Source organism: uncultured Muriicola sp., from assembly GCF_947258935.1.
GTDB lineage: Bacteria > Bacteroidota > Bacteroidia > Flavobacteriales > Flavobacteriaceae > Muriicola.
In genome coordinates this window covers 1-15,803 of the sequence record NZ_CAMYKH010000003.1, presented here as the reverse complement: position 1 = coordinate 15,803, position 15,803 = coordinate 1, and the positions used below count along the sequence as shown (strand labels likewise).

Genomic DNA, 15,803 nt, shown 5'->3' with positions numbered 1-15,803 from the left:
AAGGAAATACTATCCGGGAAAGGTTAAGGGATAAAGACTATTTTAGTGCGGATATAACAAGTTGTACCACATTAAAAACCAACCAATATGAAAAGAACACTTATCGTTTTTATAGTAATGCTCATTTGTTTCCAATCCTACGGACAAAAACCAAGAGCAAGAGATTTAGGTGTTCCATTTGTTGGTAAAACAGGAGAATTCAATGCCATTACAGATGTTAAAGGAGTTGAAGTAGGTTATAGCACATTAATATCTGGTGAAGGAGAAAATATTGTAGGCAAAGGTCCCATTAGAACAGGTGTTACTGCAATATTCCCGAGAGGAAAAGCTAAAAAATTCAGTCCAGTTTATGCCAATTGGTATAGCTTAAATGGAAATGGGGAAATGACAGGTACAACCTGGGTAACCGAATCTGGATTTTTGGAAACCCCCATTATGATTACAAACACTAATAGTGTCGGAGTTGTTCGAGATGCAGTTTTGAAATGGTACGTGGATACAGATTGGTATAGCGGAGAAGATTGGTGGTACACCTATCCTGTTGTAGCCGAAACGTATGACGGTTTCCTTAATGACATTTATGGTTTTCACGTGAAAGAAGAAAATGTTTTAGAGGCTATAGCAAATTCATCAAGCGGAAAGATTGCCGAAGGCAATGTTGGTGGAGGGACTGGCATGATGTGCTTGGGATATAAAGGAGGAACAGGAACTTCTTCACGAGTTTTTAAAATAAAGGATTCAACTTATACTGTTGGAGCAATCGTTCAGTCCAATTTTGGGGCAAAGCGGAACTTATCAATTGCTGGTGTGCCCGTTGGAGTTGAATTAAAAGACACTTTAAACTACGAATTCAACGGACCACCAAAATCGAGGAGACAAGAAGGAGATGGTTCAATTATAGTAATTATAGCAACGGACGTTCCACTTTTACCACACCAATTAAAAAGAATCGCTCAAAGAATTCCTTTAGGAGTTGGAATTGTAGGTGGACGAGGAAGTAATGGTTCTGGAGATATTTTTTTGGCCTTCTCAACTGCAAATGAAAATGCATTTAATCGTGATAAATCCGCAACTGTTGAATCAATGTCGAATGACCAACTAATGCCAGTTTTTGAAGCAACTGTTCAGGCAGTAGAGGAAGCAATTATCAATGCAATGGTCGCAGCCGAAACTATGAAAGGAATTAACGGAAATAAAGCTTATGCTTTACCACACGATTTACTTATTGAAACACTTAAAAAATATAATCGAATTAAAAAATAACGTGGTACAACAATTAAGAACAGATAAATGAAAATGGAAAAAATTTGGGTTTTATTAATTGCAATTCTAATTTTCTCGATATTTGCTTACCTCATTTGGAAGCTGACTAGTGGCGATTTGAAAAAAGAATACGGTACTACAATGTGGAAACATTGGCCATCCAGATTATACTATTGGCAAGGTGTGGTATTATATGGTGTCGCACTTACACTTATAACAATGTTTCTATTTAAATGGGCAAATGTTTTGACTTTTTAGAAGTCGAATACAGATGAAAACTCTGTAGCCAACAACGGCTATAAATCATCAAGCCAAGGCCTGACGTTCGGAGCGTAGCGAACAGCGCAAGCAAATCATAGCCGAGATCGTAACTGCAATCATAAATCCATTCACAGAACACAAACTGATTTATAATAAAAGGATTAACCCTTATTTATGCCAAGTATTCTTCTATCCTATTATATTTATATAGCGTAATCCACTAGACTCAACATTCATGGCCAAAACCAATAGTGATAAAGAATTAAAACGTGTAGTAGGTGTAACAGGATTGTCACTTAATATTATTAATATAACAGTAGGTGCGGGTATTTTTGCTTTGCCCGCAATTGTAGGTGTTGAATTGGGTGCCTTCAGCATATTCGCTTATGTATTTTGTGGTATTATGATGGCAGCCATAATGCTTTGTTATGCAGAGATAGGAACACGTATTACAAATTCTGGTGGAAGTTATGCTTATGTGGTAGCTGCATTTGGAGATTTTGCAGGGTTTATAGTGAACTGGCTGGCCGTTTTTGGCTGGAGCATACTAGGTAGTGCTGCACTAATGAATATTATTGCAGATTCCCTTGCCGTAATTTTCCCTGTTTTCTCAGATCCATGGATACGCGGTTTATTATATTTTGTTCTCCTCGCCTTTTTGGTACTCACAAATATTCGCGGTGCAAAACAAGGCGTTGCTTTTATAAAGGGGATTACTATCATAAAATTACTCCCATTGATCGGCATTATTATCTTCGGTTTCAGCCTTATTAATGAAGGGAACCTCCATTGGGAACATTTACCTACGATCAATACATTTGGCAACACAACCCTTGTCTTGTTTTTTGCATTTGCCGGCTTCGAAACTGCACTTGGCGTGAGTGGTGAAATAAAAAACCCGAAACGCACTATTCCACTGGGAATTATGATTGGTGGTGCCTTGGTACTTATCCTGTATTTGCTATTGCAGACAGTAACTCTGGGTGTTCTGGGGCAGCAGATGGAATCTGTCCAAGATGCACCCTTAGCAGCAGTTGCAGAAAGAATTGTTGGTTCTTTAGGCGGCACTATACTCTTGATTGCCGCTGCAATTTCCTGTTTTGGTGCTGTTAGCACCGATGTTCTGAATACTCCCCGTGTATTATTCGCCGGTGCAAATGACGGGCTATTTCCAAAATTTCTTAGTAAAATTCATCCAAAATTTGCTACACCATACTGGTCCATAATCTGCTTCGCAGCAATGATCTTTCTTTTTTCTATTTCTGGCGGATTTAAACAATTGGCCATACTGGCAAGTGCCGCTATACTTCTTATTTACCTCTTTGTTATTTTAGCTACTGTCAAATTAAGAATGAAGAAGCAGGATGTCTCCGAAAAAACATTTAAAGTACCCGGCGGATTGGTAATTCCATTTATTGGCATTGCATCCATTGTTTGGTTACTTAGCAGCTTAAGTACATGGGAAATAATATCAACCGTTATATTTATTACCGCAATATGTGTAATCTATTTTGTGATGAAATGGATCAAAAAAAGGGAAGAGTATTATAAAAAAGAATAAAGCCAAAACTGTAGTAAGCAATTTTAGTGAACATATGGAAGATAAGAAGTTGGTTCGCATAAATAAGTATTTTAGTGAAATTGGGTATTGTTCGCGCAGAGAGGCTGATAAGTTGATTGGGCTAAAGCAGGTAACAATAAATGGTGTAGTCGCGGAAATTGGAAGTAAAGTATCCTCCAAAGACGAAATTCGTTTAAACGGTAAACTTATTACTGGCAAAGAAAATATACCGGTCTACATTGCCTTTAATAAACCACGGGGAATTGTTTGTACGACAGACACACGAAGAGAGAAAAATAATATAATTGACTATATTGATTACCCCGAGCGTATTTTCCCTATAGGAAGGCTAGATAAAGATAGTCAGGGCTTAATTTTGTTAACGAACGATGGCGATATAGTAAATAAAATTCTTCGTGCCAGAAATAATCATGAAAAGGAATACCTTGTCACCGTAAAACAACCTATAACAAAATCGTTTATACACAAAATGGGTAACGGTGTTCCTGTTTTAGGAATAGTTACGAGGAAATGTTTTGTGGAACAGATAGATAAATTCCGGTTTAGAATTATCCTTACCCAGGGTCTAAACAGGCAAATCAGACGTATGTGTGAACATCTGGGTAACAGTGTTCGCCAATTAGAACGTTATCGTATAATGAATATTAATTTAGATATCCCTATTGGTAAATGGCGACATTTAACGAAGAAGGAACTTAGTGAGATTCATGAACTTTTATCTGATTCGTCTAAAACAAACGAAGAGATCACTTAGTGTAAAATATTAAATATTAAAAACTATGAGCTATTATTTTAACAAAGTCTTGGTTGGAAAAAGCTTCGATGATGCAATCGAACGAGTAACAGCTGAATTGAAAAATGAAGGTTTTGGAATATTAACCGAAATAGATGTGAAAGAAACTCTAAAAAAGAAAATTGATGTGGACTTTAAAAAATACAAAATACTAGGTGCTTGTAATCCACATTTCGCTCATAAAGCATTGACAAGTGAAGATAAGATAGGTGTACTTCTTCCCTGTAATGTAATAGTTGAAGAACATGAAAATGGAGAAGTTGAAGTTTCCGTTGTGGATCCTATTGCTTCTATGGGTGCAGTTGAAAACGAAACTTTAGGGAGCCTTGCTCTGGAGGTCCGGCAAAAACTTTTAAACGTAATAGAGAATTTGAATTAAAAACCGCATTTCAACAACGCAACTAAACCACAGCCCTTTTGGCTATTGGTTCATCTGCAAAGCCGTTACCCACAAGCTGAAAAGCCAATTCGCATAACTATTTTCCTTTTCTCTCATATCTATTCTAAAATATGGCCTCCAATAAAAAATTAAGTTTTCTCGACAGTTATCTGACACTTTGGATTTTCATTGCAATGGCGTTGGGTATAGGAATTGGGTATTTTGTTCCTTCATTTCCAGACATCATAAACTCTTTCAGTAGAGGAACTACAAATATCCCCATTGCCATCGGATTAATTGTAATGATGTATCCCCCATTGGCAAAGGTCAATTATTCGCTTTTGCCAAAAGTTTTCAGAAACACAAAGATCCTTTCTATATCACTAATCCTCAATTGGATAATTGGACCTGTTTTAATGTTCGTTTTGGCAATCACATTTCTACGGGATTATCCTGAGTATATGGTTGGACTCATATTGATTGGGTTGGCCCGTTGCATTGCAATGGTCCTCGTTTGGAACGACCTTGCCGAAGGTAGTAGCGAATACGGTGCAGGATTAGTAGCATTAAACAGTATTTTTCAAGTTTTTGCATATAGTTTTTACGCCTGGATCTTTATTACTGTTCTTCCGCCCTATTTTGGATTTGACGGTGCAATCGTGGATATTTCAATTATTACCATTGCGGAAAGTGTAGCTATATATTTAGGTATTCCGTTTGTTTTGGGAATTTTGAGCCGATTGGTTTTGGTTAAACTCAAAGGCGAAGAATGGTATACGAAAAAATTTATTCCAACTATTTCACCAATGACATTGATTGCACTTTTATTTACTATAGTAGTAATGTTCTCGTTAAAAGGAGAGTTGATTGTTGAAATTCCCATGGATGTATTGATCATCGCTGTTCCACTTCTAATCTATTTTAGTTTAATGTTTATCATTGGCTTTTTCTTTACAAAAGCAACGGGTGCAGAATATGACAAAACCGCTTCGGTTGCGTTTACAGCAGCAGGAAATAACTTTGAATTGGCAATTGCAGTTGCCATAGCCGTTTTTGGTTTGAATTCAGGACAAGCATTTGCAGGAGTTATTGGTCCTTTGGTTGAAGTTCCCGCGCTGATTTTATTGGTTCGGGTTTCATTTTGGTTACGGAAAAAGTACTACGGAAAAGCCCACGCTTAAAATCAGGCAGAACAGAAAAATACAGTGGCTAACAACGTATATAAACAATGCTCAAGGTTTTTTATCTTTGAGTACTCCCCTACTTTTTATAACAAACAATTGTCAACAAAAAATAAATGCTATTAAAACGAGTGTTTTTTCAGGCTGTTCAATTTCAAAAATAATACAGAGTTCACTTTTTTGCTTACTTTACAACTATCTAATCAATCCATACAATTACAAATGACATCTTACTCCATAAGTGAAATCAACAACATTGTAAAAGGTGAATTAATCGGTAATACCAGCCAAAAAATTGAAGGGCCCGAGGAAATACAAAAAGCAAGCAGCAATCAGATCACATTCATAGGAAGTGCAAAATACGCCAAGTTTTGGCCAGATTCAAAGGCCTGCGCTGCCCTTATAAGTTATGATTCAGATATTGACCCTGGCGACAACCGTGCTTTTCTCAAAGTAAAAAATGTCGATTTAGCTATGGCAAAAATATTGGAGCTTTTTAATCCGCCAGCACCTGTTTTTGACACAGATATACATCCAACTGCCGTGATACATAAAACCGCAAAAATTGGTGATGGCTGTAAGATTGGTGCAAACTGTTATATAGGTAAGGATGTTGAATTAGGAAGCGGTGTAATTTTATACCCAAATGTTTGTGTGTTTGATGAAACCATTATCGGTAAAAACACTGTTGTTTGGTCCGGGACTATTATACGTGAACGCTGTATTGTTGGTAGTCATTGTATTTTTCATACCAATGTAAGTATTGGGGCTGATGGATTTGGGTATAGACCAAGTGACGATGGCAAGGGACTGGTAAAGATCCCACAGATAGGTAACGTCATAATTGGGCATTACGTTGAAATTGGGGCCAATTCTTGTGTTGACAGAGCCAAATTCAGCTCTACTATTGTTGGTGATGGTTGTAAAATAGACAACCTGGTACAAATAGCGCATAACAGTATTATGGGGCGTTCTTGTATTATGGCAGGGCATAGCGGACTTGCAGGTTCTGTTACTTTAGGTGATGGCGTTATTATTGGCGGAAGTGCCTCTATAAAAGACCATACCACCATACATTCTGGTGCTACAGTTGGTGCGGGCTCTGGAGTTATGAATGATGTGGAAGCAGGAAAAACTGTTTTAGGGTACCCTGCGCAAGATGCCAGAGATATGCTAAAACAATGGGTCGCTGTAAGACGGTTTATGAAAAATCAATAGTATTGCTTCACTTTACTATTGAAAATTGACAAGATATTGAGCCGAATAATTCAAACTCGGATAAATCACTACTTGCAATTCTATGGATAATTTATTGCCAGAAAGTGATTGAAGTGTGTCATGGAAATCCTGTCTTATTTCCTAAATACAGTTCCTTTTTACTAACTTATACCGTAGGCAACACACAATGGTTGCGAACTTGTATAGCAAATTATACACAAACACCTTGGTGGTCATAAAAAATAAACCAATTTATAATAATTCCTATCATGAAATTAGCTGTCAAATTATTTGGAATACTAATGCTTCTTTTAGGTATATCATTGCTAATTAAGCCAGAGATCATTATAAGTTGGATAGAAAATAATATGGAAAACACCTCGCTATATATAACTGCTATAGTGGTGAGATTAGTTTTTGGTATTTTATTTATCGTGGCTGCAAATGAATCAAGATATACAGGCGTAATTAAATTTTTTGGTTACCTGTTCATTCTGGCTGCCATTATTTTAATTTTCATTGGTCAAGAGAATTTTAAACACTTTATTTCCTCACTTATTCCTGAAGTCGTACCCTTTGCTCCTTTAAGTGGTCTGCTTGCAATTGCATTTGGAGGCTTTCTTATTTATGCCTTTACAAGGAACAAAGAATTGGAGCAGAAATAAACTATGGGAAGCAGCAAAACAGAAACCAGGAATACAGGTCCTGATGAAATGCAAAAAAAAGAAATTAAGCGCTTCGTTTTTGTAATGATTGTATTTACAATTGGAATGGCTTTACTTCTCTTTTATGAGGTCAGTACGTGGTGGATCTGGTATATTTATTTTGCTCTCTGGACATTTATTGAGATTAAGATTGCAAAGAATATTAAATTAAAATGGTGGCATTGGGTATTGATAATTGCCGTAATTGTTTTAGTTGACTTTATAGTTTTAGAATTAATTGAATACGTTAAAAAATGAATTTATAATAAAATAACTCCCCAAGCACAGGCAACTAAAACTTACGTTTTTTTATACATTTATATTTCCAAATAAGATCGCACTAATCTGCACGCTACTTTGCCGATACAAGACCGTTGGCCACTTAACCCATCTCTGTAAACTGATGAATGTCATAGGATTACGTATGAATCCTATATATCTTACTTGATATAAATCACAATACATTCAAATGGATCCTGCTGTATATAATATTAACGATGGTCCTAAAGACGGAAAAAAAGTGTTTAGGAAGTTGGGGACATGCTCTCGTACCTTTTTCTATATTTTAAACCGAGAATTTGGTCATCAAAAAGAACTGGAAGAACGTGCTGCTGATTCATTGGCAGGAGGAATAATGCAGAAAGGCCATCAATGTGGAATGCTTTGGGGAGCTTCTTTAGCAGTAGGTGCAGAAGCATACAGAACATGCGAAGATCAAAATAAAGCAATTGCTGTTGCCGTTAATGCCACACAAAAAATAATGACATCATTTTCAAAAAGAGAAAACACAATTAATTGCAGCGATATTACTCATTGTGACTTTTCAAATAAATTGAGTATGGCTAAGTATTTTTTCTCCGGCAGATTCTTACACTGTTTTAACCTTGCTGAGCAATGGGCACCAGAAGCAGTAAAATCAGCAATTGAAGGGGTGTCAAACAAAGAAATTTTATCAGCTAATGAATGTATGAGTTGTGCCACAGAAGTTGCTAGAAAAATGGGCGCAAGTGATGAAGAAATGATTATGGTTGCAGGTTTCGCTGGCGGACTTGGTTTAAGTGGTGCAGCATGTGGTGCATTGAGTGCAGCCATTTGGATGAAATCTCTTATTTGGTGTAGAGAAGAATTAAAGAAATCACCTTTGAAAAACCCATATTCAAAAAAAACACTAAACATATTCTATCAAGCAACGAATTCAAAAATATTATGTTCTGATATAACAGGTGAGCATTTTGAGAGCATAGATGAGCATACAAAATTTATTAAAAATGGTGGTTGTGGTAAACTGATTGAAACGCTGGCTAAATCGTAATTTATGATTTTCTAAATAAAATAGATGGAACTTTTAAAAGAATACTTAACCCCATGGTTAATATCTAATAGCCTTGCTATTCTATTTTTAATTAGCGCTATTCAAAAACCAAAATTAGCACGATTGCTTTTTTCTCTATTGTTCTTTTGGGCGTTCTGGATAAACTATACTACAGCTCAGAATAATCCGAATGAATATTTAGAATATGCAGTTTTTTCTCCCTTTGATCTATACGCTGATTTTATAAATGGATGGTTTAAGTCACACATTACCACTATGGTTAAGCTTATCGCATTCGGACAGGGATTAATTGCGATTGGCATGTTGCTAAAAGGTTGGGTATTTCGTCTTGCATGTTTTGGCGCTGTTGTTTTTTTCTTGGCAATTACACCACTTGGGATCGGATCGGGTTTTCCAGCTACCATAATAACATCAGTGGCTATTTATTTTATTTTGAAAAATGATGATTTAAATTACTTGTGGTATTTTAGAACAAAGAATTCAAATCTCAGTAATTAGTAGTACCCATCATAGAGCTATCACAAGAGCAAACAATGTGTAGAATTCAATTCGTCTTATTTTCCTTTCAGAAAATCCATGCTGCTGTATAATTGGTTCGTCCCTTTTGCTATCTTTAGTACCACGCACCAAACTATACACAAACCTTGAATGTCAATTGAAATAAAGAAATGAAAAAATATACGCTAATTTTATTAATTACTATTTTGATTTTTGGGTGTAATGAGCAAAAGGAAATTAGTTCTACAAACCCCGAAAATTGGACTAAAAGACAGGTAGATATTAGTTCAAAGGATTCCCTCGAATATGGAAAATCATATCTTTCTATCTATTCGCAGATCTATAGCAATTCTGAACATAGAACACATAATCTGACCGCCATGGTAAGTATGCGTAATACAAGCGATCTGGATACTATTTACCTGCTTAAAGCAGAATATTTTGATACTCACGGAAAGCTTGTACGTACATACTTTAATCAACCAATATATATGGCTCCAATGGAAACAACGGAAATAATAATAGACGAAGTTGATGTTGAAGGCGGAACAGGATCCAATTTCTTAATTGAATGGAAGACTCCAAAAAACTCTCCAGTGCCTTTGTTCGAAGGAATTATGAGTTCAACTAAGGGGCAGCAAGGATTATCCTTCTCTACACAATCAAAAAGGATCAAATAACAATGCAATTGTTTTGATTTGTATAAATAGGTTTACTGCAACAGCTATAACTCATTTGGACACAGGTTGATAAAATGACACATTGGTCTCAGATCGTATGCTGAGATCGACTGATTATTTTTCTATATTAGTCTCAGATGTTGTATAAATTGATCAAATTACTTCTCTGCCTTTATTTGTGTGGCATTTCTATTCATATTTCTGCGCAACAGTATAGCTATGTTCAATACAATTCTGAGTCCGGAGCCCCTTTTGACCAGGTATCCTCAGTACTTCAGGATCAGGAGGGTTTTATATGGATTGGCAGTCATAACGGTTTGTATCGATTTGATGGAATCCAATTTGACGTTTTTAGCATGCATACCAAAAGCCAATTCATTCATCAGATCCATGAACGTGGAGATAATTTGCTGTTTGTTAATGATATGGGCATCTATCAAATTAACAATTTGCTTAACCAGCCCAAGGTAATTCCATTATTGGAGGGCACAATAATTGAAACAAAGGAGCTTCCTTTTTATCCTAATGATTTTACGCCGGGTAAAGATCAAGACATATGGCTGGCTCAATCCAATCACAGCATTGGGAGGTTGCAACAAGGAGATTTTAAAAACTATCGATTTTCCAAAACGGATAAAGCAGAAAAGCTTGCCATTTATAACGATCCAAATGGCGGCATTTGGGTGTTGAGTCCATTAGATGGATTATTCTACTTTGACAAGGCCACTGATACTTTTGAAAAAAAGCTGAATATAAAAAATGGGATATCCCTATTAATTCACAAGGATCAGCTTTTGGTGGGTAGCGATGCACTTCACGTCTATACAATTCAGGATGACAAGCTCCAACCACTCAAAACTATTGCGCTAGATAATGACCAGATTACTGCGATGTATGCAGATCAAAATGATCAATACATCATCGGGACCAGGAAAGGAAAGTTATTTATAGTGTCTGATGTAAACGATACTCCTCAAACTATATATGGAGCCAATGAAGCTCACAGGGTGGAAGAATTAGATTTTGGACATATCTATGAAATTTATGTAACTAAGGATAGTAAAAGTAATAATGATAAACTTTGGGTTGGTTCAGATACCGGACTTTGGCTGCTCCAGCAACGCTTTTTCAAAACCGTGAAAAATTTACCCTTAAATAACCCTATCAGTATAGCTATGGGAAATGATGGGAAAGCCTGGGCACCCATTAACTATTTATATGAAATCTCTCCCCAGGAAGATGAATTCACTGCCGAGCCTGTTTATAACAAATTACAAGCAAATGCGGTTGCTCAAGACAAGGCCGGGTTCCTATGGGTTACCACATCTACCCCAACAGTTGAATTATTAAAATATACCAATAACAAGATAATTAAACGATACGATGATTTCCATGACCGGGGAGAGGCCATTTTCAATCTTTACCCGGACAGTAAAGGGAACCTTTGGTTTTGCCAGGCCCCTTTGAATAAACCCATTATCGGCATCGCAAAAATCAATGCAAAAGGGGAAATTAAGTATTACGATGAGACGAAAGGTTTTTCCAGCAGGGTTCTGGCGATAAAAGAAAGTGCCCGAGGTGAAATATATGCCGTTGGTATCGGCGAAAAAAGTTACTTGTATCGATTTGATCCGGAGCAAGATCAATTTGTGAACCTTAGCCCTGCCCTTCCTTTTACAGCCATGCTCAATTTTGAAGCCCATGATTTGACCATTGACGATCGCGGTATCGTATGGTTAGCAACTACAGATGGCTTGCTCCGATACGATGCTGAAAAAATTACACTGATCCAAAATGATATTTTAGGACAGGAAGAGGTAAGGGGAGTAACGCACTACTCCAATAATAATATTTGGATCTCCACGGCCACTAAAGGACTGGTTTTTCACCAACAAAATACCTCCACCGTTTTAGGGGAGACAGAAGGATTACCTGCCGTCATTAGTGCTTACCGATGTATCACTACAGATGCTCAGGGACGCCTTTGGGCTGGCACAGCAGAAGGCCTGGTATACTCACGTAGTTCTGCGGCAACCCTTCCATATTCCAATTCGCCTAGGATAAGGAAAATTATGATCGATCAAAGTGAATTTACCAAGGGCTTCAAGGATGTTTTAAAAATAAAAAAAGGTGATGAGCTCAACTTGCACATTACAAATTTATCCTTTCCGGCTAAAAATGTTCAATACCAATACAGACTAGTTCCCAAAGAAGATAGACAGATCATATTGGAAGAACGGCCCTGGCAATCTAACGGAAATAACAATGTACTAGGATTACCCCAGGTTGAAACAGGTGATTACTACCTGGAATTACGAGCTAGACAAGCTGGAGGCTACCAATGGAGTACCCCTTTGGAAATTGAGTTAAATGTATTTCTGCCCTTTTATTTGCAAACCTGGTTCATTTATGGTTCGCTTGGTCTGTTGATCTTATTTATATCATATTACTTTAGATTCTATGTAAAACAACGCTTCAGCAGATTGCAACAAGTTTTGAAATACTCCAATGAAAAGTTGGCGATAAAGGAAGCACAACTCAATCAAAAGATTCGAGAATTTAGAGAACAGCAAGAAGAATTGGATAGTGCCAATTCGAATATCCACACCCTTAAACTTTTTATCAAGGAAATTCCCAAAAAGGCATCCTGGAATGACATCATCACTGCGATGGGTAAAGCCGTTAACCAATCTACTGATATAAATGCTTTTGAAATTGCATTTAAGGAAAAAAATGAAATCGTACATAAGGGGTTTTCCAATCAGGAACGAAGTGGTTATACCTTTAGAAGCAAATCCTTCAACCCTAAAACCAGTTTAACATGCTGGGCTATGTCCAACAATCAGGAAGTCTTAATTAATGACTTCCATAAGGAGCATACAATGTACATTGCAGAAAAGGCTGCCTACCGTTTTAGTTCTTTATTGTTTATTCCTTTTAACTTAGAGAATGATCAGCCCGTAGTGTTATGTGCTTACAGTATCCAGAAAGATCAATTTGACCCTAATGATCTGGTCATGTTTAGAATTTTAGCCCAGTTTATCTACTTTTCTATTAAGGCTGAAATAACAAAAGAGGTATGAAGAATCAATGGTTTCACATATTAATCGTGTTATTCTTTTGGGGTAATAATTTGCAGGCCTATGCAGAAAAAGATACAATTGTTGTAGGGATTTACCATAATCCACCTTTTGTAATAAAAACGGAAGATGATGGTTTTGAAGGTTTGAGTATTGAGTTATGGGAAAATATAGCCCAGTCTGCCGATCTGACTTTCCGTTATGAAATATATTCTGATTTCGTCGGTATTTTAAAGAGACTTGAGTATCAGGATATAGATCTAACCATTAATCCAATGGATGTTAATTATTCGCGGGTTAATAAGTTTGATATGACTCAGCCCTATTTTATTTCTAGTATTGGAGTAGCAATCCCTTACTTAAACCGCTCTCCCTTGGCCGTTTTTGTCAGCAATATTTTCTCGCTCCCTTTTTTAGAAATCATAGTGTTACTCATTTTTGTCATTTTTATTTTTGGTTTTTTTCTATGGCTTGTTGAAAGAAGGCACAATAAATTTCAATTTCGTCCCGGCGTGTTAGGTCTTTTCGACGGGTTATGGTGGTCTGCAGTAACCATGACAACTGTGGGTTATGGTGACAAAGCTCCCAAGTCGAATATAGGAAAAGCGATAGCAATTATCTGGATGTTTACTGCGGTGATCATTATTTCTAGTTTTACTGCAGGAATTGCTTCCACTCTAACTATTAGTGGATTACAAACCGACATACAAAATGCCGAGGATATTAGATTGGTGAAAAATATTTCGGTTGTAGGAGCTACAACCGGAGAGTCCTATTTATTGGAGGAAAATATCCCTGTCCATAAAACGTATGCCTCTCCAATACTTGCACTAAGAGCACTTGCCAAAAAAGAAAATGATGTACTGCTATACGATCGGACCATTTTGCAGTATTATATTAATCGCCTTTCTTTAGATGAAAAGGTGAAACTACTCCCCTTCACCTTGAAAGAGCACTACCAAAGTTTTATGTTACCAAAGAACCATCCAGATTTTGACCGGATCAATGTTGGTTTGATGAAGGAGATCCAGAAGGAACGCTGGGGAGAATTGCAAAGGAAGTATGATGTTAAAGGGAAATAAGAAAAGATTCAACTATCTTCAGATCGTCCCGTAAGCACATATGGGGTACCTGGAAAGTGGTAGAAGATTAATTCCGAATAGCACCTTGGGGCAGAAAAACATGACAAAGGATTATGATCATAGTACCGCATACCATTACTCTGTATACAGACCTTCACTGCATTCAGAAATCCTAACTGAATTCTTTGGAGAACAGGGAAAATATGGAATGGGATTAGATATAGGTTGTGGGACAGGGCATTCTGCAATTGCCTTGACGAATTTTTGCGAAAAGGTAATTGGTATTGACCCAAGTAAGGACATGTTAGAAAAGTCTATCGCACACCCAGGTGTAGCATACCAATTACAGCATCGAGAAAAATTAGAATTTGCGGATGATACTTTTGATGTAGTGACATATGCGGGATCTCTTTACTACACAAAATCTCAGCAAATTCTCAATGAAACGGTAAGGGTCTGTACTAGGGATTCCGGCATAGTGGTTTATGATTTTGAACTGTTTCTAGAGGAAGCACTTAGAATGCTACAAATTGATGCTGATTCTAATCCACAATCGGAATATGACCATCGAACAAATTTCTCTGGTTTGGATCAAAAACAAATACAAATTGAAAAGGAGCTACATACATCGGTTTCGGTAGAAATGTCTCTATCAGATCTCGCTCATCTAGTGTTATCTGTAAAGGACAACTACACCCTATTACTAAATTCTTTTGGGAACAACGGGCTCCACGACAAAGTTTCACAAAAATTGTATTCAACATTTAAGACAGAAAAGACAACAATTAACGGAATGACTTATCTAACAAGTTACAGGGTAAAAAAATAAAGAATCAATATGCCCGGAGCATTTGTGTACATTGATCACCTATTATTTCTAGTCGGTTAATCATCAAACTATGGACCTAAAAGACAACCACATAAATTACATTGAGTTTAAGGCGAAAGATCTTGAAAAAACGAAGGAATTCTATTCAAAGTGCTTTGATTGGACCTTTACAGATTATGGCCCAACGTATATATCCTTTTCAGATAGCGGACTTGAAGGTGGTTTTGAGAAAACAGAAAATGACATTATAAATGGCGCGTTGATAGTGCTATATCACAACGATCTAAAATTGATAAAAAGTAAGATCAAAGCCGCTGGTGGTAAGATCACAAAAGATATTTTTTCTTTTCCAGGCGGACGTAGATTCCATTTTATTGATCCCTCAGAGAATGAATTAGCAGTATGGTCCGATAAATAAAATAATGAAAAGACTATCTAAAACTCTTGTAGAATAAATATTTACTTGTTGGTCAGTACCCAAAGCTCTACCTCTTCAGAAGAACGCCAATGCAGATCGCGCTTGGTTTTTTTAGAAGCGGCCTTCACTTTCTTTTTAAAGCATCTTTCCAATTGAAATCGGCCACCTTGGGCAAGTTCCTTTTCTATTGGATGCTCCCTGGTCACATTGGTTATTTGTGCCAGATTAGAGAATATGAGTAGCAATTTTCCGTCTGGTAAAAGTCGTTGTTTTGCCCCTGCAAAAAAATCAGAGAATAGGTTCTTATTGTAATAAATAGCTTCATCAATACTATCCAGTTTTTGAGATGCCGGTAACCAGGGCGGGTTAAACACAATTAGTTCGGTCTGCTTTTCAAACCTACCAAAAAGAGGTTTAAAATCTAATTCTATCTTTCGGGATAACTTTGTGTTGCCCATAAACTCGGTTAATCCTACAATTGCATTAGGATTTGTATCTGTCC

Annotated in this window: 16 protein-coding genes; 15 read left to right on the top strand and 1 reads right to left on the bottom strand. The window is 36.8% G+C overall.

What is annotated here, in order from left to right; translation table 11 throughout:
* Positions 1 to 87: 87 nt before the first annotated feature.
* The 15 genes from Q0X72_RS00665 to Q0X72_RS00595 all read left to right on the top strand — a co-directional run bounded on the left by Q0X72_RS00665 (position 88) and on the right by Q0X72_RS00595 (position 15,301).
* Positions 88 to 1,263 carry a P1 family peptidase gene (locus Q0X72_RS00665; protein WP_297760535.1) on the top strand — a complete coding sequence of 392 codons (1,176 nt, stop codon included), beginning with the start codon at positions 88 to 90 and terminating at the stop codon, positions 1,261 to 1,263.
* Positions 1,264 to 1,759: 496 nt separating this feature from the next.
* Positions 1,760 to 3,085, top strand: coding sequence for an APC family permease (locus Q0X72_RS00660; protein WP_297760532.1), 1,326 nt, complete (start codon positions 1,760 to 1,762; stop codon positions 3,083 to 3,085).
* 34 nt (positions 3,086 to 3,119) lie between these two features.
* Entirely contained in the window at positions 3,120 to 3,860 is a 741-nt protein-coding gene (gene rluF / locus Q0X72_RS00655; protein ID WP_297760529.1) for a 23S rRNA pseudouridine(2604) synthase RluF, read from the top strand.
* A gap of 25 nt (positions 3,861 to 3,885) precedes the next feature.
* On the top strand, positions 3,886 to 4,278 hold the full coding sequence (locus Q0X72_RS00650) for a DUF302 domain-containing protein (protein WP_297760526.1): 393 nt from the start codon (positions 3,886 to 3,888) through the stop codon (positions 4,276 to 4,278).
* Between the two features lie 131 nt (positions 4,279 to 4,409).
* A complete protein-coding gene (arsB, locus tag Q0X72_RS00645) occupies positions 4,410 to 5,459 on the top strand; it encodes an ACR3 family arsenite efflux transporter (RefSeq protein WP_297760523.1) in 1,050 nt (349 codons plus the stop codon).
* A 222-nt stretch (positions 5,460 to 5,681) separates the two neighbouring features.
* On the top strand, positions 5,682 to 6,677 hold the full coding sequence (lpxD, locus tag Q0X72_RS00640) for a UDP-3-O-(3-hydroxymyristoyl)glucosamine N-acyltransferase (protein WP_297760520.1): 996 nt from the start codon (positions 5,682 to 5,684) through the stop codon (positions 6,675 to 6,677).
* Between the two features lie 269 nt (positions 6,678 to 6,946).
* Entirely contained in the window at positions 6,947 to 7,342 is a 396-nt protein-coding gene (locus Q0X72_RS00635; RefSeq protein WP_297760517.1) for a hypothetical protein, read from the top strand.
* Between the two features lie 3 nt (positions 7,343 to 7,345).
* The gene (locus Q0X72_RS00630) at positions 7,346 to 7,639 is read left to right on the top strand and encodes a hypothetical protein (protein ID WP_297760514.1); all 294 of its coding nucleotides are present in this window, start codon (positions 7,346 to 7,348) and stop codon (positions 7,637 to 7,639) included.
* Between the two features lie 211 nt (positions 7,640 to 7,850).
* Positions 7,851 to 8,693: a C-GCAxxG-C-C family (seleno)protein gene (locus tag Q0X72_RS00625; protein WP_297760509.1), complete on the top strand. Its 843-nt coding sequence runs from the start codon at positions 7,851 to 7,853 to the stop codon at positions 8,691 to 8,693.
* Positions 8,694 to 8,717: 24 nt separating this feature from the next.
* The gene (locus Q0X72_RS00620) at positions 8,718 to 9,212 is read left to right on the top strand and encodes a hypothetical protein (RefSeq protein WP_297760506.1); all 495 of its coding nucleotides are present in this window, start codon (positions 8,718 to 8,720) and stop codon (positions 9,210 to 9,212) included.
* Between the two features lie 170 nt (positions 9,213 to 9,382).
* Positions 9,383 to 9,892, top strand: a complete 510-nt coding sequence (locus Q0X72_RS00615; RefSeq protein WP_297760503.1) for a DUF3124 domain-containing protein — start codon at positions 9,383 to 9,385, stop codon at positions 9,890 to 9,892.
* A 137-nt stretch (positions 9,893 to 10,029) separates the two neighbouring features.
* Complete coding sequence (locus Q0X72_RS00610) at positions 10,030 to 12,975, top strand: two-component regulator propeller domain-containing protein (protein ID WP_297760500.1); 2,946 nt, start codon at positions 10,030 to 10,032, stop codon at positions 12,973 to 12,975.
* Positions 12,972 to 14,054: an ABC transporter substrate-binding protein gene (locus tag Q0X72_RS00605; RefSeq protein WP_297760497.1), complete on the top strand. Its 1,083-nt coding sequence runs from the start codon at positions 12,972 to 12,974 to the stop codon at positions 14,052 to 14,054. Before Q0X72_RS00610 ends, Q0X72_RS00605 begins: the two co-directional genes overlap by 4 nt.
* A gap of 40 nt (positions 14,055 to 14,094) precedes the next feature.
* Positions 14,095 to 14,883, top strand: a complete 789-nt coding sequence (locus tag Q0X72_RS00600; protein WP_297760494.1) for a class I SAM-dependent methyltransferase — start codon at positions 14,095 to 14,097, stop codon at positions 14,881 to 14,883.
* A 70-nt stretch (positions 14,884 to 14,953) separates the two neighbouring features.
* On the top strand, positions 14,954 to 15,301 hold the full coding sequence (locus Q0X72_RS00595) for a VOC family protein (RefSeq protein ID WP_297760490.1): 348 nt from the start codon (positions 14,954 to 14,956) through the stop codon (positions 15,299 to 15,301).
* A gap of 41 nt (positions 15,302 to 15,342) precedes the next feature.
* Here Q0X72_RS00595 and Q0X72_RS00590 read toward each other — a convergent pair.
* Positions 15,343 to 15,803 (bottom strand): Rossmann-like fold-containing protein (locus Q0X72_RS00590; protein ID WP_367180399.1); only part of this gene is annotated, 461 nt, incomplete at its 5' end.